General features: G+C 63.9%; 21 protein-coding genes. 11 read left to right on the top strand and 10 right to left on the bottom strand.

Translation table 11 applies throughout. The features are described 5' to 3' along the window. Positions 1 to 123: 123 nt before the first annotated feature. A complete protein-coding gene (locus tag RPF88_RS11605; protein ID WP_337122451.1) occupies positions 124 to 2,394 on the top strand; it encodes a GumC family protein in 2,271 nt (756 codons plus the stop codon). 46 nt (positions 2,395 to 2,440) lie between these two features. Here the strand turns inward: RPF88_RS11605 and RPF88_RS11600 are convergent, their stop codons facing one another. Next, positions 2,441 to 3,277, bottom strand: a complete 837-nt coding sequence (locus tag RPF88_RS11600; RefSeq protein ID WP_337122450.1) for a GNAT family N-acetyltransferase — start codon at positions 3,275 to 3,277, stop codon at positions 2,441 to 2,443. A gap of 4 nt (positions 3,278 to 3,281) precedes the next feature. Beyond that, the gene (locus tag RPF88_RS11595; RefSeq protein ID WP_337122449.1) at positions 3,282 to 4,505 is read right to left on the bottom strand and encodes a GNAT family N-acetyltransferase; all 1,224 of its coding nucleotides are present in this window, start codon (positions 4,503 to 4,505) and stop codon (positions 3,282 to 3,284) included. 91 nt (positions 4,506 to 4,596) lie between these two features. Between RPF88_RS11595 and RPF88_RS11590 the strand changes: the two genes are divergently transcribed. Continuing rightward, entirely contained in the window at positions 4,597 to 5,655 is a 1,059-nt protein-coding gene (locus RPF88_RS11590) for a polysaccharide deacetylase family protein (protein ID WP_337122448.1), read from the top strand. A gap of 15 nt (positions 5,656 to 5,670) precedes the next feature. Here RPF88_RS11590 and RPF88_RS11585 read toward each other — a convergent pair whose 3' ends face one another. Beyond that, complete coding sequence (locus RPF88_RS11585) at positions 5,671 to 5,886, bottom strand: DUF2842 domain-containing protein (protein WP_337122447.1); 216 nt, start codon at positions 5,884 to 5,886, stop codon at positions 5,671 to 5,673. A gap of 198 nt (positions 5,887 to 6,084) precedes the next feature. Here RPF88_RS11585 and RPF88_RS11580 point away from each other — a divergent pair, with 198 nt between their 5' ends. Beyond that, positions 6,085 to 7,176: a COX15/CtaA family protein gene (locus tag RPF88_RS11580; protein WP_337122446.1), complete on the top strand. Its 1,092-nt coding sequence runs from the start codon at positions 6,085 to 6,087 to the stop codon at positions 7,174 to 7,176. 25 nt (positions 7,177 to 7,201) lie between these two features. Here the strand turns inward: RPF88_RS11580 and RPF88_RS11575 are convergent, their stop codons facing one another. From RPF88_RS11575 to speB, 3 genes are read right to left on the bottom strand one after another with little or no spacing between them, the layout of a single operon-like run. Continuing rightward, positions 7,202 to 8,044 carry an aminoglycoside phosphotransferase family protein gene (locus tag RPF88_RS11575; protein WP_337123871.1) on the bottom strand — a complete coding sequence of 281 codons (843 nt, stop codon included), beginning with the start codon at positions 8,042 to 8,044 and terminating at the stop codon, positions 7,202 to 7,204. Continuing rightward, on the bottom strand, positions 8,041 to 8,967 hold the full coding sequence (argC, locus tag RPF88_RS11570) for an N-acetyl-gamma-glutamyl-phosphate reductase (protein WP_013532212.1): 927 nt from the start codon (positions 8,965 to 8,967) through the stop codon (positions 8,041 to 8,043). The genes RPF88_RS11575 and argC overlap by 4 nt, the downstream gene beginning before the upstream one ends. 30 nt (positions 8,968 to 8,997) lie before the next feature. Next, the gene (gene speB, locus RPF88_RS11565) at positions 8,998 to 10,005 is read right to left on the bottom strand and encodes an agmatinase (protein ID WP_013532211.1); all 1,008 of its coding nucleotides are present in this window, start codon (positions 10,003 to 10,005) and stop codon (positions 8,998 to 9,000) included. Positions 10,006 to 10,128: 123 nt separating this feature from the next. Between speB and RPF88_RS11560 the strand changes: the two genes are divergently transcribed. Continuing rightward, positions 10,129 to 11,337, top strand: coding sequence for an acyltransferase family protein (locus RPF88_RS11560; protein ID WP_013532210.1), 1,209 nt, complete (start codon positions 10,129 to 10,131; stop codon positions 11,335 to 11,337). A gap of 96 nt (positions 11,338 to 11,433) precedes the next feature. Continuing rightward, positions 11,434 to 12,492 carry a glycerophosphodiester phosphodiesterase family protein gene (locus tag RPF88_RS11555; RefSeq protein ID WP_337122445.1) on the top strand — a complete coding sequence of 353 codons (1,059 nt, stop codon included), beginning with the start codon at positions 11,434 to 11,436 and terminating at the stop codon, positions 12,490 to 12,492. Positions 12,493 to 12,543: 51 nt separating this feature from the next. On the opposite strand, the gene RPF88_RS11550 is transcribed toward RPF88_RS11555, so the two are convergent. Next, entirely contained in the window at positions 12,544 to 13,431 is an 888-nt protein-coding gene (locus RPF88_RS11550; RefSeq protein ID WP_337122444.1) for an aldo/keto reductase family oxidoreductase, read from the bottom strand. Between the two features lie 90 nt (positions 13,432 to 13,521). Between RPF88_RS11550 and RPF88_RS11545 the strand changes: the two genes are divergently transcribed. Beyond that, on the top strand, positions 13,522 to 14,421 hold the full coding sequence (locus tag RPF88_RS11545) for a LysR substrate-binding domain-containing protein (protein WP_337122443.1): 900 nt from the start codon (positions 13,522 to 13,524) through the stop codon (positions 14,419 to 14,421). 194 nt (positions 14,422 to 14,615) lie between these two features. Here the strand turns inward: RPF88_RS11545 and rpsI are convergent, their stop codons facing one another. The 3 genes from rpsI to RPF88_RS11530 form a co-directional block, all read right to left on the bottom strand. After that, the gene (rpsI, locus tag RPF88_RS11540) at positions 14,616 to 15,098 is read right to left on the bottom strand and encodes a 30S ribosomal protein S9 (protein WP_023810272.1); all 483 of its coding nucleotides are present in this window, start codon (positions 15,096 to 15,098) and stop codon (positions 14,616 to 14,618) included. A 1-nt stretch (position 15,099) separates the two neighbouring features. Next, positions 15,100 to 15,564 (bottom strand): 50S ribosomal protein L13, encoded by a 465-nt coding sequence (gene rplM / locus RPF88_RS11535; RefSeq protein ID WP_013532205.1) that lies wholly within the window; start codon positions 15,562 to 15,564, stop codon positions 15,100 to 15,102. A 215-nt stretch (positions 15,565 to 15,779) separates the two neighbouring features. Beyond that, entirely contained in the window at positions 15,780 to 16,244 is a 465-nt protein-coding gene (locus RPF88_RS11530) for a PaaI family thioesterase (RefSeq protein ID WP_337122442.1), read from the bottom strand. Between the two features lie 154 nt (positions 16,245 to 16,398). Here RPF88_RS11530 and RPF88_RS11525 point away from each other — a divergent pair, with 154 nt between their 5' ends. Genes RPF88_RS11525 through RPF88_RS11505 form a run of 5 tightly spaced genes read left to right on the top strand, consistent with a single transcriptional unit; the run spans position 16,399 to position 19,704 of the window. Next, a complete protein-coding gene (locus tag RPF88_RS11525; protein ID WP_027162401.1) occupies positions 16,399 to 17,220 on the top strand; it encodes an enoyl-CoA hydratase in 822 nt (273 codons plus the stop codon). Positions 17,221 to 17,230: 10 nt separating this feature from the next. Continuing rightward, positions 17,231 to 17,653: a VOC family protein gene (locus RPF88_RS11520; protein WP_013532202.1), complete on the top strand. Its 423-nt coding sequence runs from the start codon at positions 17,231 to 17,233 to the stop codon at positions 17,651 to 17,653. After that, the gene (locus tag RPF88_RS11515) at positions 17,653 to 18,435 is read left to right on the top strand and encodes an AAA family ATPase (protein WP_063167785.1); all 783 of its coding nucleotides are present in this window, start codon (positions 17,653 to 17,655) and stop codon (positions 18,433 to 18,435) included. Before RPF88_RS11520 ends, RPF88_RS11515 begins: the two co-directional genes overlap by 1 nt. Further along, on the top strand, positions 18,432 to 19,196 hold the full coding sequence (locus RPF88_RS11510; RefSeq protein ID WP_024504600.1) for a GNAT family N-acetyltransferase: 765 nt from the start codon (positions 18,432 to 18,434) through the stop codon (positions 19,194 to 19,196). Before RPF88_RS11515 ends, RPF88_RS11510 begins: the two co-directional genes overlap by 4 nt. Next, positions 19,183 to 19,704 (top strand): CoA-binding protein, encoded by a 522-nt coding sequence (locus tag RPF88_RS11505; protein ID WP_024504599.1) that lies wholly within the window; start codon positions 19,183 to 19,185, stop codon positions 19,702 to 19,704. The genes RPF88_RS11510 and RPF88_RS11505 overlap by 14 nt, the downstream gene beginning before the upstream one ends. Positions 19,705 to 19,862 lie beyond the last annotated feature (158 nt).

The raw sequence follows: 19,862 nt of genomic DNA, 5'->3' as shown, positions 1-19,862 counted from the left end.
GATTTCTGGCGGTTTTGTTTGTCGCCCGCCAGTAAACCCTAACGGAAACTTACCGCGATCTTAACGGCTGAGTTACCATAGTTGTTTACGGTGCGTGCTGACCCAGTATCGGAGTAGGGATGCATGTCCGTTCAGTCCGCGGCCGCAGATGTCGATGTCGATCTCAGGCAGCTCTTCGCCAGCCTGGCGAGGAATTGGCTGCGTATAGGCCTCGTCGTCCTGTTGGCGACCGGGCTGGCCTTTGCTTTCGCCTCGCTGGCAACCCGGCACTACAAGGCCGAGACGCAGGTGGAGATCGCGCCGCGCGAATCCATCTACACGCGGCCGGCCAGCAATAACAACGACACCGACAAGCCTATTCTCGACGAGCAGGGCGTCGCCACCCAGGTCCAGATCATTTCCTCCAACGAAATCCTCAAGCAGGTCTCGCAAACGCTTGGGCTGGAAAAACTGCCCGAGTTCAATGAAGCGCTCGACATGTCGGCGCTGAGCCGCGCTCTGGTTCTGGTCGGCCTGAAAAGCGACCCGATGGAAATTCCGACGGAAGAGCGCGTGCTCAAGAAAATGCACGAGAAGCTCAACGTCTACGGCGTCGAGAAGACCCGCATCATTGCCATCGAGTTCTCATCGGAAGATCCCAAGCTCGCGGCCGCCATACCGGACGCCATCGCTGCCGCCTATATAGCGGGGCAAGGGGCGGCCAAGCTCGAATCGAACAGCGCCGCGGCAGACTTCCTGGCGCCCGAGATCGCCGACCTGCAGCGGCAGGTCAAGGATGCGGAGGCGAAGGTCGCCGCCTATCGCGCCCAGTCCGATCTTCTGATGGGTGGCAACAATTCGGTGCTGGCCACCCAGCAGCTTTCGGAACTGTCGAGCGAACTGTCGAAAGTGCGCGCCAACCGCGCTGCGGCCGAAGCGACCGCCGACGGTGTGCGCAGGGCGCTGCAGAATGGCGGTTCGCTGGACGCAGTGCCGGAGGTTCTGTCGTCGGACCTGATCCAGCGCTTGCGTGAGCGACAGGTCGAATTGCGCTCCAACATCGCCGATCTGTCGACGACGCTGCTTGGAAATCATCCGCGCATTCGCGCGCTGAAATCGCAACTGTCCGATCTCGACGCGCAGATCCGCAGCGAGGCCCAGAAGATCATGAAAGGCCTGTTGATGCAGGCCGAGACGGCAAAGGCCCGCGAGAACCAGCTCGTCGCCGACGTCAACACATTGAAAGCCGCTTCGGCGCAGGCCGGCGAACAACAGGTCGACCTCGACGCACTGCAGCGCGACGCGACCGCCAAGCGGCAGCAACTCGAACTCTACCTGACCAACTACCGCGAAGCCGCTTCGCGCCAGGACCGCAACTATCTGCCGGTCGACGCCCGGATCGCCTCGAAGGCGTCGGTTCCCTCCGAGGCCTATTTCCCGAAGGTGGGGCCGATCGTCGGCGCGGCTTTCGCCGCATCGCTGCTGATCATGGCCATCGTGACGCTTCTGCGGGAGCTGTTCTCAGGCCGCGCGATGCGGCCGGCGAGCGGTTCCCGTTTCGAACGGATCGATGAGGTGGCGATGCCCCCTGTGGCGCAGACGCCGGCCGCCAAGCCATTTGTCCGCCCCGAGCCTGCCGTCTTCCAGGAACCCTTCATTCACCAGGAACTGCCTGAACCTGCGCATGAAGCCGATGCGGAGCCTTATGCCGCTGCGATGCAGGCCATGGCCGAGGCGCCGGATGTGGTCGCAATGCCCGCTACGGCGGCGACAGAGCAGACGGTTGTCGAGCCCGAACCGGCGCGCTCCACCCTGGGCGAGATCGACATCGAAAGGGCTGCCGAAAAGCTGATCTCAAGCGGTGCGGCGCGCGCCATATTCGTCTCGCCGGAAGGCGACGAGGCGGCTGCATCGGCGATCCTGGTGGCGCGCGAAGTCGCCGACGCCGGGCTGCGCGTGCTGTTGCTGGACCTCACCGCGTCGGGGGCCGCCTCGCGGCCGATGCTGGACAGCGGACTTTTTCCCGGCATCACCAACCTGCTCGCTTCGGAAGCGCAGTTCAGTGACGTCATCCATGCCGATCTCTACTCGGACTGTCACGTCATTCCGGTCGGAACCGCCGATCCGGTCCGCGCCATGCGCGCTGCCGACCGGCTGCCGATCATTATGCAGTCGCTGACAACGGCTTATGATCTGGTCGTGGTCGAATGCGGACCAGCCGACGCGCAGGGCATCGGCCGTCTGACCGGCGACGCCACCGAGGTTTTTCTCTCCATGCTGGAGGCCGACGACGAGGTGACGCAGGCTGCCGTCAAACTGATCGAGAACGGCTATCCCGACCTGACGCTGGTGACGCCGCTCGGCCACGAACCGCCCGGCAATCCGGTGCCGGGACGGCGCACTGCCGCCGCCTGAGAGAGCCGCGGATCGCCTGGCGGAGCCGTTCAGCGGTTCGCCCGATCTAGCCCAGTTCCAGGGTCGTTACGCCGAACACCCTTTGCAGGTCCAGTTCCGGGGCAGGCCCCTTGTACATGCGCGTGGTGGTGAAGGTCGGCGCAAAGCCGGCCGCATTGAGCGCAGTTATGAAACCGGTGTTATCGGCGGGGACGTCGATATGCAGCTCGCCGCCCTCACAGGCACCGGCCAGTCCCTCCAGGAGTTGCAAAGCGATTTCCATGTCGTCGGCAAACAGCGGGCCGATCTTGAAGCCGGATCGGCACCGGCGCACCACGCCAAAGCCGGTGACGCCGCGCGAACCGATTGCCGCCAACCCATGATGCGGTTCTTGAAGCCATCGCTTCAGGAAGGCGTCTCGGGGCGCCGGAAAGCAATGGGCGTCATAGGCGACGATATCGGACAGGAGTTGCGTTGTAATCATCCGCAACCCATCGGCCCTGGCCGCCGGGCCTGCCTTGCGCCCGGTGAAGCGGATGGTCTCGTAGGCCGGCGCGAAGCCCTTGCGCCGGTAATTGGCCTGCTGCTCGGCGACGCCGTCGAGGCCGACGGTCCGGCCTGCAAGCCTTGTCATGCCGGCGTCCCACACCGTCTTGCCGTAGCCCATGCCGCGCATGTCAGGCCGGGAGATGTAGAGGCCGATGAAGCCGAATTCGCTGCCATAGGCCACGGCCGAAATTGCCGCGACCATGTCGTCGCCGACAAAGGCGCCGATGAAGCCTTCGGGGTCCGCCGCCTGGAGCATCGCCGGGTCTTCAAGACCTGGGTTCCAGCCTTCCGCGGCCGCCCAGTCGACGAGAAGCGCCAGTTCCTGCAGGGACAGTGTGCGGATGATCGGCGTCATTGCGTTAGCTATCTTCTCCCGAGGGCGCCGCCTGGCCGGCGGCTTTGCGGCGCAGCACCTTGGTCAGCTTCCAGATCGTCGGGCTGTTCTTGACGAAGGCTTTCAGCCGCGCGCCTTGCCGAAGCGTCAGCGCCAGCATGCGGCCCTTCACGGTCAAGGGGACCAGCACTTCGAAATGCCGCGTTTCGATATCGCACCACAGCCGCTTGTAAGGCTCATCTCCTACCGAAAAGTCATAGACCTCGAAACCGGTCTCGCAGGCTTCCTGGATGTTATCGAAGAACAGGAAGTCGCCGGGGCTGGCGTGCCCGAGATCGTCCTCGGCGATCGCTCCGAATTCGCAGATCAGGCGTTTGCCCGAGCGGCTTGAACCGGTAATGGCGCGCAGCTTGCCGGCAACCTCGAGCCCGTGCAGCACGAAGGAAGGCTTGTCCTCGCTAAGTGCTTGCGAAAACAGCGCGCGGAAGAAGCCGCGCACCTGCGCGTCGCCGAAGACGTTGGCGATGCCCATCTTGCGGAAGCGGAGTTCCTTCATCTCGAAGAAGGCGTCGAGCAGCCTGTCGATCTCGTCCGGGGTGCGGGCCTCGATGCGCCGGTGGCTGCCGACGGTCTCGAATTTCCGGATCTGCGACCGGTGCTTCTTGCGTTTGCGTTTGCCACTGGCGCGAGAAAGCAGCGCATCGAAGCCGCCGGCGAGATCGACGGCCAGCGACAGATTGGGGCTGGAAAAATGGTCAAGCGATGCGAGCGGATTGGCGACGCCCTCGAGATCGGGCAGCAACCGCTCGAGCGCGACCAGATCGATGTCCGGGCGTGCCTCGGCGATGGCCGCCAGCACCGATCGGAGGGCCGGCATATCCACCTTGGCCAGCCAGTTCGGGTCCGCGGCGACGAAGTTGCCGTTGGCGTGGCGCCCACCCATGAAGCGGGCGATCCGGAACGGCCCCTTCGAGGCAACCTCCAGCGCCAGCGAAAAAACCGGTTTGCCCTCGGCACTCAGCGTCGCGACGAGCAGGTCCGGTCGTGTCTCGGCCGCCCAGTTCAGGATCCAGGCAGCACTCTGCGCCGGACCAAACAGAGCCGAGCGGCAGAACTCGGCATAGGCCGCCAGTCCGTCCGTGGACGCCACCGAGATCGACAGGCCGGCACGGTACCGTGGCAAGGCGCGCGACGATGCCTCGGTCGCCGCAAGCCGATTGCCGTCAAATGACGCAGTTGCGTCAACCATACCTCAATCCTTAGGGCGTATAGGTCGCGATTTGGGGGTTCGCATAGGCGCATTCCGTGCTTGGATCAGCCTAGGCGCAAAAGGTGAATGAATGATCGACGGCGGGGAGGCAATCCGGAAACTGGCGCTGAACGTCGCCCGCTATACCGGCCTTGCACCGCTGGCCAAGCCGTTCATCGGCGGCATTGGCGCCATCCTGATGCTGCACCGTGTTACCGCGACGCCGGAAAAGCCGGACAGCGTCAACCGGCATCTGAATATCGCGCCCGGCTTCCTTGACGCCATGATCGCCGACATGAAGGCGCATGGCTATGCCTTCGTCTCCATGGACGAGGCGGTGGAGTGCATCAAGGCGGGCGGCAAAGGCGGTCAGTTTGCCACGATCACCGCCGACGATGCCTATCGCGACAATATGGTCGAGGCGCTGCCGGTGCTGGAGAAGCACGGCGCGCCGATCACCATCTATGTCGCGCCCGGGCTGATCAACGGCACAGCCGACCTGTGGTGGGACGTTGTCGAGGACATCGTCAACGCGCGCGATACCTTGACGCTGACGCGGCCGAATGGTCCGCTGTCGATCGATTGCTCGACCCCCGCGAAGAAGCTGCAGGCCAATGCACGCCTGCACGCCTATCTCACCTCCGAAATCCGCGAGGAGGACCTGCAGGCGGTGTTGCGCGATCTGGCTCGCGCAAATGGCATCGACGCCGACGGTCCGCGCCTGCGGACACTGATGAACTGGGACGAAATCCGCCGCATCGCCGCGCATCCGCTGGTGACGATCGGCGCCCATACGATCAACCACAGCAATCTGAAGCGGCTCTCCGAAGCCGATGCCCGGCACGAGATCGGCGCCGTGCGCGCCATGTTGCTGGCCGAACTGGCCGAAGAGCCCCGCCATTTCGCTTACCCCTATGGCTATGCGAGTGCCGTAGGCTGTCGCGAAGTCGGCTTTGCCCGTGACGCAGGCTACACCTCTGCCGTGACGACGCGCCACGGCGTGCTGCGCGCCGAACATGCCGGGTTCCTGCATGCTTTGCCGCGGATTTCCGTCAACGGCCGCTATCAGAGCCTCGCCCATATTCGCACCATGCTGTCGGGCGTGACGACGCCGCTCGCCAATGCCGGCAAGATGGTCGTCACCATCTGACGCTGGCGGTTTCGCCTAGCGCTTGGCGCTCGGCTCCAGCATCAGCCATTTGATGATGCCCATTGCCGGCAGCACCCAGAGCAGGCCGCTGAGCAGGAAGAACAGGAAATGCACCCACGGACCCGACTCCGACAGCCGGGCGACCGCGAAGATCGATGCGACCAGCGCATAGATGATGACCAGCGCCACCAGCAGAAACATTCCGATCAGCTTTTTCAGGCGCAGGGGCATTGTTGGTCTCCTGATCGAGCATGCCGGAATTTGCACAGGCGGCCTGGCAGGCTCAAGGGGTAACGGCCTCGCATAGGCCTTGAGGCGAGACTGCGCAACCGGTGAGACGCGGCGCGACGGCGTGCCGCGCCGGATGGTCTTGCCAGCACGGGTGCGATGGTCCACCAATCCGCCAAATCAACCTGCCGGGACAAGATCATGGCTGCCATATCAGCTGCCGCGCCATACGTCGCCCGCGACCGCGACCTGCATAACCGGGCGCTGCTGCGCGCCTGGCTCTATGTGGTGCTTCTGGTGCTGTTTGCGCTGGTGCTGGTCGGCGGCGCCACCAGGCTCACCGATTCCGGCCTGTCGATTACGCAGTGGAAGCCGATCCATGGCGTGATCCCGCCGCTCAACGATGCCGAATGGCAGGAGGAATTCCAGCTCTATCAGCAGATCCCGCAATATGCCGAGCTCAACAAGGGCATGAGCATCGAAGCGTTCAAATCGATCTTCTGGTGGGAATGGGCGCATCGCATCCTGGCGCGCAGCGTCGGCCTGGTCTTCGCCTTGCCGCTGCTGTTCTTCTGGGCAACGCGCCGCATCGAGCGCGGCCTGGGTCCGAAACTCGTGGGCATTCTGCTGCTCGGCGGCTTGCAAGGCGCCATCGGCTGGTGGATGGTGGCCTCTGGCCTGGTCGACCGGGTCTCCGTCAGCCAGTACCGGCTGGCGACGCACCTGACGCTTGCCGCGCTGATCTTCACCGCCACCATGGTGGTCGCGCGCGGGTTGGCGCCGCATTCCGAGCCTGCCGCCGATAGGTCGACGCAGAGGCTGGCCGGCTTCATCGTGCTGCTGGCGCTGATCCAGATCTATCTCGGCGGCCTGGTCGCCGGGCTTGACGCGGGTTTGAGCTACAACACCTGGCCGCTGATGGACGGCAAGATCATTCCTGGCGATCTGCTGATCCTCGAGCCGGCATGGCGCAACTTCTTCGAGAGCCCGAAGACGGTGCAGTTCGTGCATCGGCTTGGCGCTTACACGGTATTCGTCGTGGCCTTGTGGCACATGATCGCCATGCGCCGGCGGCTGCCAGGCTCGACGCATGCGCGCCGCGCGACGCTGCTGTTTCTACTGGTGCTGGCGCAGGCCTCGATCGGCATCGGCACGCTGCTGATGCATGTGCCGCTGCATATGGCGCTAACCCATCAGGGGTTTGCGCTGATCGTGCTGGGCTTTGCCGCAGCCCATTGGCGTGGCACCAAGGGCGCCTATCCCTTGCCGACGGGGATAGCGCTCAGGGGCTGATCCCGAGCCGATCTACTGGGTCGGATCAGAAGCCTGCCCGCACCGCCCGGATCGCCTTGACGATCGACAATTCGCGATTCTCCTCGACCGCATTGTCGTCCTCGTGATGCCAGGACGCCGACAGGCATCCATAGGCAATGGCATGATCGAGGATAGCGGTCGGTGTCTGGCTCAGTGTTCTGGCAAAGATCTCGGCCATATCAGCGATCCGCTCCGGATCGAGGCAGAGATCGTCCCGGTCGAGCGGGTTGTAGAACATGTTCGCCGCGTCGAAGCCGGGATCGCCGAGCACGCCCTTCGGATCGATCGCCAGCCAGCCGCGCGGCCCGTGCAGGATGTTTTCGTGATGCAGATCGCCATGCAGGGGCCTGATGTCGTGCGGATCGGCCAGCAGCCGCTCGGCGATGACGGCTGCCTCGACATAGAGGCTGTCAAGGCCGGCGTCGCGATCGGTATTCGCCTTGTCGAACAGGCTGGCGAAGCGTTCCCGGAGCGGCTGAAGCTCGGACGGGTAGGGGGCTTTCCCCCGTGAAAACAGTTTTGCCATCACCTCCGCCGCGATTGCGGTCGCGGCAAAGTCGCCCTGTTCGTCGAGAACCTGCTGCAGCAGGGTTTCACCGGCATATTCGAGCAGCATGCTGTGGCTGTCGCGGCCGAGCAGACGCACCGCGCCTTCGCCGCGCCGCCAGGCGAGATAGTGCTCTCCGCGCAACTCGTCGGCGACGTCGTCGAAAGGCTTCAGCGCCTTGACGATCGCCGGCGATCCGTCTTCGCGCAAAACCTTCCAGATGCGGCTCGAAAAGGTCTCGGCAATGAGTTCGGGCGCGCTGACTTTCCAGCGCGCCGGAAAGGCTGGCGTGTCCATCAGAGGCCGAGCATCAGATCCATGTTCTGGACGGCGGCACCCGAGGCGCCCTTGCCGAGATTGTCGTAGACCGCCAGCAGCAGGGCCTGCGCCCGTTTGTCGTTGGCGAAGACATAGACCTTCATCCGGTTGGTGCCGTTGTAGATCTCCGGATCGATCTCCGGCATGCGCTCCGAATGCGCATAGGGCGCCACCTCGACCACACCGCCCTTGATGGCGGCGAAATGGTCGGCAATCGCCGCATGCAGCTCCGCACCGGTCGGCACATGGTCGAGGCCGCCGAGTTGCAATGGCACCACGGTGATCATGCCTTGCGCGAAATTGCCGACCGCCGGCTGCATGATCGGATCATGCGACAGCCTTGCATAGGCCCTCAATTCCGGCACGTGCTTGTGCTGCAGGGTGAGGCCGTAAGGCAGGAATTCCGAGGCGTCCTCGCCCTTGGCGACGTAGTCCTCGATCATCGGCCGTCCGCCGCCGGAATAGCCCGAAATGCCGTTGACGGTGATCGGAAAATCGGCCGGCAGCAGGCCTGCTGTGACCAGCGGCCGCAGCGTCGCGATCGGTCCCTGCGGCCAGCAGCCTGGGTTGGCGACGCGCTTTGCCGAGGCAATCGCCTTTGCCTGGTCCTTGTCCATCTCGGCGAAACCATACGCCCAGCCCTCCGCCACGCGATGCGCGGTCGACGCATCGATGACCCTGGTGGTGTCGTTGGCGATCAGCGAGACGCTTTCCTTCGCCGCGTCGTCGGGCAGGCACAGGATAGCGACATCGGCGGCATTGAGGAACTCGGCACGTGCCGCCGTTTCCTTGCGACGCTCGGTGGGGATAGAAATGATCTCCAGATCACCGCGCTCGGCAAGCAGCGCCCTGATCTGCAGGCCGGTGGTGCCGTGTTCGCCGTCGATGAAGATTTTCGGTTTCATGGGTTGTTCAAATTCCCTGAGTTTTCAAGACTATATGCCCTGGCCTTGAATCACTGCGGCACCATTGTGATTGCCGTTGTTCAGCTCTTCAAGCCGGGCTTTCCGTTCAGCAAGCAGACCGAGATATTGCATGGCCACCATCGAGCCGGCGATTGCCGTTATATCGGCGTGATCATAGGCCGGCGCAACCTCTACGACATCGGCGCCGACAATATCGATCTGGTTGAGCTGGCGCAGAGTCGACAGGATCTTGGCCGAGGACGGGCCGCCGGCAACCGGCGTGCCTGTGCCGGGCGCATAGGCCGGATCGAGGCAGTCGATGTCGAAGGTGAGATAGGTCTTCTTGCCGCCGGTGCGGTCGACAATGGCGTAGGCAATGTCGGACGCCCGCATCTCCTCGATTTCATGGCCATGGAGGATCTTGATGCCGAACGTGTCGGGCGCATGGGTGCGGATGCCGATCTGGATCGACCGGTCGGGATCGATGATGCCTTCCTTGACGGCGCGACCGACGAAGGAGCCGTGGTCGATGCGCTTGCCGTCGTCCGGCCAGGTGTCCTGGTGGGCGTCGAACTGCACCAAAGCGAGCGGACCATGGATGGCGGCATGCGCCTTGAGCAGTGGCCAGGTGACGAAATGATCGCCGCCGAGCGTCAACAGGAAGGCGCCTGATTTGAGGATCTTCGCCGCTTCGCGCTCGATCGTGCCGGGCGTCTTCTGATGGTTGCCCGAATCGAGCAGGCAATCGCCATAGTCGACGACCGCCAGATGCTCGAACAGATCGCGTGAAAAGGGATATTGCGGGTCGTTGTCGAGGATCGCCGAGGCACGGCGGATCGCCTGCGGCCCGAAGCGGGCGCCAGGCCGGTTGGTGACGGCGGCATCGAAGGGAATACCCCACACCACCGCATCCGCGCCCTTCACGTCCTTGGTGTATTTGCGCCGCATGAACGACAGCGCGCCGGAATAGGTCGGCTCGAACGCGGCGCCCGTTTTGGAACGGGCGGTGAAGGCGTTGTCGATGGTGTGGTTCGCCATTACGGATCCTCGTTTTTCATCGGGTTGCAACAACTACAGAACCGGCACGGAAGATGCCAGTCATAGCTTGGCGAGACGGAATGGCGCTGCCCGAGTGCCACGGCAAGACAGGATTGTATCATCATGACGCAGACCGCGTTTCTCAACCCCACCCGTGCCGCGGCGTCGACCCACACCGGCACGGTCGCCGGCGAACGCTTCCTGGTCCTCGATTCGTGGCGCGGCATCTGCGCGCTTCTGGTGGCGCTGTTTCACTTTCCTACCGGTTCGACGATTTCGCAAAGCGCCTTCATCGGTTCGTCCTACCTGTTCGTCGATTTCTTCTTCGTCCTTTCCGGCTTCGTCATCGCCAGCAGCTACGGCGATCGGCTCAACCAACCGGGACAGGTCGCGCGTTTCGCCCTGGTCCGTTTCGGCCGCATCTACCCGCTGCATCTGCTCATGCTTGCCGCCTTCGCCGGTTTCGAGCTGCTGCGGCTGATGCTGCCGCAATTGCACGGCACGGGGGCTGCCCCCTTCACCGGCGGCTTCGACCTCAACAGCCTGCTTGCCAATCTCCTTCTGCTGCAGGGTGTCGGCTTCGAGGATCAATTGACCTGGAATGCGCCGAGCTGGAGCATTTCGGCCGAGTTCTTCGCCTATCTCCTGTTTGCCGGCGTGGTCTTCGTCGCCGGCGTGCGCGCCTGGATATGGTTCGTCGCGGCCGCCGTCACCGCGCCGCTGTTCCTGCTCGGCTTCTCGACCCATCATATGGATGTGTCCTTCGATTTCGGCTTCATCCGTTGCCTGTACGGCTTCTCGCTCGGCGCCTTGCTGGCCTGGTTTCAGCATGATTCCATTGCAGGGGCGCGACAGGCTCTCGCCAGGGGCGGCCCGCGGATGGACTGGACCCTTGCCGAAATCGTCATGGTGGCCGTCATCGTGCTTTTCGTTTCGCTGGCGGGCGACAATGACTTCGGCATCGCGGCACCCCTGGTGTTCGCGCTGGCGCTGTTTCTGTTCGCCCATGAGGGTGGCTGGATCAGCGCCTTGCTCAGAGCCCCGTTCATGCTGACGCTCGGCGCGCTGTCCTATTCGATCTACATGGTCCACATCTTCGTCCAGGCGCGCCTGATCAACGTCGCGGGGCTCGTCGAGCGCAAGCTCGGCCTTGGCCTGATCGGCGACTTCATGCTGCGCGGCCAGCCTGCCACCGGCTTCGGTGCCGGCTGGACGGGGGCGGTGGCGATCGTCGTCATGCTCGCCGCTACCATTGCCGCCTCCTGGATCACCTGGCGTTTTGTCGAGATGCCGGCCATGGCGTGGTTCCGCAGGCTCTCGAAACGCATCTGACGCACCTGCTGCGAGTATTCCGCTAGCCGGCTTCGTTCACCCAGATGTCACGGGCGTCGCCTATCCGGGTGTCGATCCGGCAAGGAGCGATTCTCGATGCGGACCATCTGGCTGAGTTTTCTGCTTTACACGGCCGTGGCAGCCGCCTCTGGCCAGGCCTTGGCCGGCGAGACCCGCGCCAGACAGATCCTCGACCGCTTCGAGCATGCCAACCAATGGCGCGATCACGTCATGGTGGCTGCGCATCGCGCCGGCAGCATGCAGGCCGGCAAGACGCTCTACGCGGAAAATTCGATTGCCGCCGTGGAGGGCTCGATCGCCATGGGCGCCGAAATCGTCGAGGTCGACATCAGGCGCTCGAAGGACGGCGAGTTCGTCGTCATGCATGACAGCTGGCTCGACCGCACCACGACCTGCAAGGGCGAGGTGGTCATGTACACGCTGGCCGAACTGAAGACATGCCGGCTGGTGGTCGAGGGCACCGGTGCGGCGACAGGTGAAACAGTCTCGACGCTGCGCGAGATGCTGATGGCGACCAGAAACCGCATCCTCATCAACCTCGACAACAAGCTCGACGTCGGCGCCCTCCCGGGCATGATTGCGGTCGCTCGCGGTCTCGGCATGGCCGAACAGGTCATCGTCAAGGAGAACCTGTGGAATTCACAACGGATTTCCACGGTCAAGGCTGCCATGGAGACCATTGGCGGCGGCTTCCAGTTCATGCCGATCATCGCCGATGACGCGGTGCATGACGCCGGTTTCGCCGGGACGGTCGACCGCGCCTTCTCGCCGCGCGCGATCGAGTTGATCAACTGGCGGGCAGGCGCCGAGACGCTGACCGAGACGGGCGGGCCGCTGTTCAGCACGCGCATGCGCGCGGCCGCTGTGAGGGGCAACTGGCACATCTGGGCCGACACCTACGCCATCGCCAACAAACCGGGCGGCTTCCTCGCCGGCGGCCGCGGCGACGAACTGGCGGTGCAGGCCAGCCTGCCGCGCGAAAGCTGGGGTTTCTGGGCCGATCGCGGCGCCACCATCATCCAGACCGACGAGCCGAAGGCGGCAATCGACTGGCTGGCCGCGAATGGTTTTCGCGTGCCTCATGCCGACGAGGCGCGGCCGGTTGAGCCGGCGAATACGGCGAGCATCAATTAAGCGGCGGCTGACGCTGCCAATCTCCCTCACGAGGGGGGAGATTGGTTAGCTTCAAGCCGCTAGCGCCACGCCGTCCAGTTCGCTGAGCGCATGCTGTGGCAATTCCAGTTCAGCCGCAGCGAGGTTCTCCCCGAGATGCCCGACCGACGATGTGCCGGGGATCAGCAGGATGTTGGGCGCGCGGCGCAGCAGCCAGGCGAGCGCGACCTGCATTGGCGTGGCGCCGAGGCGCGCCGCGATTTCCGACAGGGTGGAGGATTGCAGCGGGTTGAAGCCGCCGAGCGGGAAGAACGGCACATAGGCGATGCCATCGCGGGCAAGATCGTCGATCAGGGCATCGTCGCCGCGATGCGCCAGATTGTACTGGTTCTGCACGCAGACGATCTCGGCGATCCCCCGTCCTTGCGCGATCTGCGCCGGCGTCACGTTGCTCAGCCCGATGTGCCTGACCAGACCCTGTTGTTGGAGCTCGGCCAGCACGGTAAGCGGCGCTTCGATCGATCCTTCGGCGGGGCCATGGGTATCGAACATGATGCGTAGGTTGACGACGTCGAGCACCTCGAGCCCGAGATTGCTGAGATTGTCGTGCACCGCCTGGGTCAGCGCTTCCGCGGAAAAGGCCGGCAGCCACGATCCATCCGCGCCGCGCCGGGCACCGATCTTGGTGACGATGACGAGATCTTGGGGGTAGGGCGCCAGCGCCTCGCGGATCAGCCGGTTGGTGACGTGCGGACCGTAGAAGTCGCTGGTGTCGATATGGTCGACGCCTTGCGCAATCGCCTCGCGCAGCACGGCCAATGCCGCGTCATGATCCTTGGGCGGCCCGAACACGCCGGGTCCCGCGAGTTGCATGGCACCGTAGCCGAGCCGCTTCACGGTGCGGCTGCCAAGCTTGAAGGTGGCGGGGGCGAAGGTGCCGGATTGTTGGATGTTGGACATGATTGATCTCCTTGAGGAGGCAGAGATAGGCGCTGCCCAACCTCGTGATAATCCGGTACAATCCACACAGGCCGTGCGGAATGGCGAACAATGATGGACCTCAGCGACCTGAATGCTTTCGTGGCGGTGGCCCGCGCCGGCGGCTTTCGCGACGGCGCGCGTGCGAGCGGCGGCAGCGCCTCCGGCCTGAGTGAGGCGGTGCGTCGCCTGGAAGTGCAGCTCGGTGTCAGGCTGTTCAACCGCACGACGCGCAGCGTTGTCCCAACCGAGGCGGGCCTCAGCCTGCTGGAGCGGCTCGGCCCGGCGCTGTCGGAGGTGGAGGCGGCGCTGGACGTGGTGAACGGTTTTCGCGACAGGCCGGCGGGCTCGTTGCGTCTCAACGTGCCGGTCAGTGCTGCGCGGCTGATATTGCCCGACATCGTCCCTGGTTTCCTCGCCGCCTATCCCGGTATCCGGCTGGAGGTGATCGCCGACGAGAACTTCGTCGACGTGCTGGCGGCCGGCTGTGACGCCGGCATCCGCTATGACGAGCGGCTGGAGCAGGACATGATCGCGGTGCCGATCGGACCGCGCGTGCAGCGTTTCGCCACCGCCGCCAGCCCTGCCTATCTTGCTCGCCATGGGCGCCCGCAACACCCGAGCAACCTGCTTGGCCACTCCTGCGTGCGTGGGCGCTTTGCCAGCGGTGCGATGCTGCCGTGGGAATTCGAGCGAGACGGCGAGGTGGTGCGGGTCGATCCGACAGGCCCCTTGATCGTGCGGATCGGCGGGGCGACGGATCTTGCCGTCGACGCGGCTATTGCCGGCACCGGCATCATCGGCCTGTTCGAGGGCTGGCTGCGCCCTTACTTCGACAGCGGCGCTCTTGAGCCCGTGCTCGAACCGTGGTGGCAGAGTTTTCCCGGACCGTTTCTCTATTATCCCGGCCGGCGCCTGGTTCCGGCCCCGCTGCGGGCGTTCATCGACTATATCAAGGGCGGCAAGGCCTGACCTGTTTTCCGGCGCCGTCACCCCCACCCGGCGCTCCGCGCCGACCTCCCCATTGAGGGGAGGTAGGCGCCGCGCTCTTCTACCTCCCCTCGATGGGAAGGTCGCGCCGTAGGCGTGGGTGGGGTGACTGCCGAGCCGCAAACAAAAAGGCCGCCCGGAGGCGGCCTTTTCGATTGTCTGAAGCTGCGAAGTGCTTAGCGCTTGGAAAACTGGAAGCTACGACGGGCCTTGGCCTTGCCGTACTTCTTGCGCTCGACGACGCGGCTGTCGCGGGTCAGGAAGCCGCCCTTCTTGAGCACGGCGCGCAGCGTCGGCTCGTAGTAGGTCAGTGCCTTGGAGATGCCGTGACGCACGGCGCCAGCCTGGCCGGAGAGACCGCCGCCGACGACTGTCGCGACGATGTCGTACTGGCCGGCGCGGTTGGAGGCGATGATCGGCTGGTTGAGGATCATCTGCAGGACCGGACGCGCGAAATAGGTCGCGAATTCCTTGTCGTTGACGATGATCTTGCCGGAACCCGGCTTCACCCAGACGCGCGCAATGGCGTTCTTGCGCTTGCCGGTGGCATAGGCGCGGCCCGACTTGTCGAGCTTCTGGACGTGGACGGGGGCCGCCGGCTGGGTATTGGTGTTGCCGGTGGCGGCGCCCAGTTCTGCGAGCGAGGAAAGCTCAGCCATCTTATGCGACCTTCTTGTTCTTGGCGTTCAGCTTGGCCACGTCGAGCACGACGGGCTGCTGGGCGACATGCGGATGCTCGGCGCCTGCATAGACGCGCAGGTTCTTCATCTGGCGACGGCCGAGCGGGCCACGCGGGACCATGCGCTCAACGGCCTTCTCGACGACACGCTCGGGGAAACGACCCTCGAGCAGCTGGCGCGCGGTGCGCTCCTTGATGCCGCCTGGGTGGCCGGTGTGCCAGTAATAGACCTTGTCGGTGAATTTCTTGCCGGTGAACACCACCTTGTCGGCATTGATGACGATGACGTTGTCGCCGTCGTCGACGTGCGGGGTGAAGGTCGGCTTGTGCTTGCCGCGGAGATGATTGGCGATGACAGTGGCCAGACGACCGACGACGAGACCTTCGGCGTCGATCAGGATCCACTTCTTCACCACATCCGCAGGCTTCTGCGAAAAGGTTGTCATGTTTTCTGCTCTCGGTTCTGACCTTCATAAGAGAAGGCGTTTCTTGTTGCTTGGATTGGCGAAAGGCGCTTGCCCGCCGCCAATAACAAAACCGCGGCCTTTGCGGGCCGCTGCTTCGTGGAGGCTTATAGGCGAGGGTGGTGACCGCGTCAAGGCGAACGAAAAGGTAGATATCAGGTAAAATGTAGCAAAAACAATAACTTGAACAAAAGGTATTATTTTACCCCATCACCATTCCGCTTCGGCGGGATCGAATAGGTGCCGGTGGCATGCGCCACCGTGTGTCCGTCTGGGCCGGCAACGATGTCGATGTCGAACACCATCAGGCTCTTTCCCAGCTTCAGGATGCGGCAATGGCCGTCGATCGGTCCTGCCTCGGCCTTGCGCACGAAATTGATGTCGAGGTTGACGGTGACCGAAAGCGCATCCGGCCCGGCATGGCTGAGCACGCAGACGTAGCCGCCAATGTCGGCCAGCGTGAACAGCGAGGGGCCGGACACCGTGCCGCCGGGACGCAAATGCCGTTCGCCGGCGTTGAGCCGCACGGTGCAGCCGCCCGGGAACACGTCGATCGCCTCGAAATATTTGAACTGCTCATTGAGCTGCGGATAGACGGTTTCCATCAGCGCATTGACTTGTTGCGCGGTCAGCACGGGCTTGAGGTTGGTCTGGGCGGGCATGTCTTGGTCTCTCGCTTTGCGCCAGGCCTGTATGAGCGCAGCGCGGCATTTCTGACAACCTTCGTCCCCTGGCGCAAGCGATCGGTGTTGGACGAAACCTGATCCGGTATTAGATAGTCTGGCAGCCCCAGCGGAATCGCGGAGAACCTTATCCATGGCCGAAATCCTTGCCATCAAGCCTGCCGCCGTTGAGGGTCCGGTGGTTGCACAACTGGACAAGGGCGTGCTGCGCCTCACACTCGCCAATCCGCCTGCCAACGCGCTGTCGCTGGCGGTGATGGCGGCGCTGACGGCCGAACTCGAGCGCGCCAGGGCCGACAAGGCCGTTCGCGTCATCGTCTTGTCGGCTGCCGGCAAGGTGTTCTGCGCCGGCCACGATCTCAAGGAAATGACCGCGCGCCGCACTGACGCCGATCATGGCAAGGCCTTTTTCGCAGAGACGTTTGCCGCTTGTGCGACGCTGATGCAGGCGATCGTGCGTCATCCAGTGCCTGTCATCGCCGAGGTTGACGGCCTGGCCACCGCCGCCGGGCTGCAACTGGTCGCCAGCTGCGACCTGGCGATCGCTTCGCATGAGGCGACCTTCTGTACGCCGGGTGTCAACATCGGCCTGTTCTGCTCGACGCCGATGGTGGCGCTGTCGCGCAACGTCTCGCGCAAGCATGCGATGGAGATGCTGTTGACCGGCGAGACCATCGATGCGGCAACCGCCAAGGAATTCGGCCTGGTCAACCGCGTCGTGCCGCGCGAATACCTGAATCAGATCGTCACCAAATACGCGCAAACCATTGCTTCCAAATCATCTTTGGTGGTCAAGACGGGCAAGGAGGCGTTTTACGCGCAGGCCGAAATGGGGCTGGCGGATGCTTACACCTATACCGGCCGGATCATGGTCGAAAACATGCTCGCACGCGACGCCGAGGAAGGCATCGGCGCCTTCATCGGCAAGCGCAAGCCGGAATGGACGGACGAATAGGAGCAGCACCATGGAGCCGCGAATCTCTATCGTTACCATCGCCACCGATGATCTGGACCGCGCGGTGCGCTTCTACGAGGCTATGGGCTTGAAGCGGCATGCCGGTATCACCGACGGTGTCGCCTTCTTCCAGATGGGCGGCGTCATTCTTGGTCTGTTCCCACGTGCCAGCGCAGAAGAGGATTCCGGCATTGCCTTCGCCGCGGCGCCATCGGCGGTCTACCTCGCCTACAACACCCGCTCCGACGCCGAAGTCGACGACGTGCTCGCCAGGGCGGAAAAAGCCGGCGGCCGCATCGTCAAGCCGGCCGGCCGCGCCTTCTGGGGCGGCTGGTACGGCTACTTCGCCGACGCCGACGGGCATGTCTGGGAAGTGGCGCACAATCCGGCCTTTCCGATCGCGGAAGACGGCACGATTTCGCTACCTGGCTGATGGCCCATCGCAAGCAGCTGACGCGGCTCAAGGCTCCCTATCTGAAGCGCATCCTGCTCGATGCCGTGCGGGTCGAGGATTGGGAAAAATATCCATGGAACCTGCCGCTGTTTCGCGGCCACGACTTCGAACTCGAATTCACCACGCCGATCACCATCATCGTCGGCGAGAACGGCACCGGCAAATCGACGCTGCTCGAGGCGATCGGTGCCCTGGCCGGCTATGACGAAGCCGGTGGCGGCAAGGGATATAGGCCGGTCGACCATTCCAGCGCCATCGACAAGAGTGGTGCCGCGCTGGCCAACGCATTCCGCGGTCACTGGCTGCCGAAAGTCACCGCCGGCTGGTTTTTTCGCGCCGAATCCTTCTACTCCGTGGCCCGATATCTCGATCAGGCGGCACTGGAAGACCCTTTCAGGCCCCCGCCGCCGGACTTCCTGTCCTGGTCGCATGGCGAGGGCTTTATCCGTTTTTTCGAGGAGCGCTGCCGCAGGCAAGGCATCTACATCCTCGACGAACCCGAAAGCGCACTGTCGCCGACGCGACAGATCGAGCTGCTCAAGATGCTGCGGCGCATGGACCAGTCGGGCACCGCGCAAGTGATCATGGCGACGCATTCGCCGCTGCTGATGGCTTGTCCTGGCGCGCGGCTGTTCCGCATCAGCCGGTTCGGGCTCGATCCCACGGATTTCAGCGATACCGATCATTTTCGCATGATGCGCGACTTCTGCACCGATCCGCAGGCCTTTATGGAGGAAGCGCTGCGGGAGGATGACGCGTGAGCGCCGGCGATGATGACCTCAACTGGCGCGTCGAGCAGGCGTGCCGCGAAGGCTGGCCGGCGGCGACCGAGACGTTGGTTGATGGCTGGCTTCTGCGGCGATCGGGCGGACGGATCCGGCGTACCAATTCGGCCAATCCCTTGCGCGGCGAGCGTGGCGCGCCTGATGCAGTCATCGACGCCGCCGAGTCCTTCTACATCGGCCACGGCCAGACGCCCTTGTTTCGGGTTCCCGGCATCGCCGGCGAGCTCGAAGCCGCTCTCGACCATCGCGGCTACCAGCCGGAAGGCGGCACGATCCATCTCCATGCCGGGATCGGCGACCTGGCTGAATTTCGCGATGAGCAGGTCACCGTTTTGAAGGTGCCGGGCGAGGACTGGCTCGCGGCGCGGTTCCGCATGGGAGCCTTTGACGACGCCGAGCGCCGCATCTTTCGCGAGATGACCGGGCTGATCGTCGGCGACCGGGCGTTTGTGTCCTATGAACGCGACAGCCAAATTGCCGCCCTGGCCTATGGTGTCATCCGCAATGGCCTGCTTGTGGTGGAATCGGTTGAAACCGATGGCCGTTTCAGGCAGCAAGGCCTGGGCCGCAAGACCGTCGGCGGCCTCATCGGCTGGGCGCGGCGGGCAGGGGCTCACGCCGCATGCTTGCAGGTGGTGGCCGACAACACACCGGCCCGCGCTCTCTATGCCTCGCTTGGGTTCAGCCGTGAACTTTACCGATACCACTACCGTAGGAAGCCGCATGAACCACGATAGCTACGACAACACTTACATTGCCGGCATCCTCAATTCGGTGAAGACCATCGCCATGGTCGGCGCGTCCGCCAATGATGTGCGGCCAAGCTATTTCGTGCTGAAATATCTGCTGGCCAAGGGATTTTCGGTGTTTCCGATCAATCCTGGCCAGGCCGGCAAGGAGATCCTCGGCCGGATGACCTATGCGAGGCTCGCCGATATTCCGGAGCCGATCGACATGGTCGACATCTTTCGCGCGCCGGCGGCGGTGCCCGGCATCGTCGACGAGGCGTTGCGGCTCGATCCCTTGCCGAAAGTGATCTGGATGCAGCTTGGCGTGCGCCATGACGAAGCAGCCGCGCGCGCCGAGGCCGCCGGCATCAAGGTGGTGATGAACCGCTGCCCCAAGATCGAATATGGCAAGCTGTCCGGCGAGATCGGTTGGACCGGCGTCAATTCCGGCGTGCTGTCGTCGAAGAAGCCGCTGATGCGGTCGGGATTCCAGAGTTTTGGCGTGCGGCAGAAGTAGTGCACGTCGCTCAAAAGTGCGCAGCGGTTTTGGGATAACGACGTGCACCAAAAGCAAGGCCTGACGCGCGATGCGCCTTAGGCGCAAAATTATTCCTTAGGCCAGCGCATTTTCTCGGGCCTCGGCCGCAGATCGCTAGCCGAAGGGTATTTTCTTCT

The sequence above is a fragment of the Mesorhizobium sp. ISC11 genome (assembly GCF_037162595.1).
In the GTDB taxonomy this organism is placed as follows: domain Bacteria; phylum Pseudomonadota; class Alphaproteobacteria; order Rhizobiales; family Rhizobiaceae; genus Mesorhizobium; species Mesorhizobium ciceri.
Note: the sequence above shows the minus strand (reverse complement) of the source record. Positions and strands in the feature narration are given on the sequence as shown.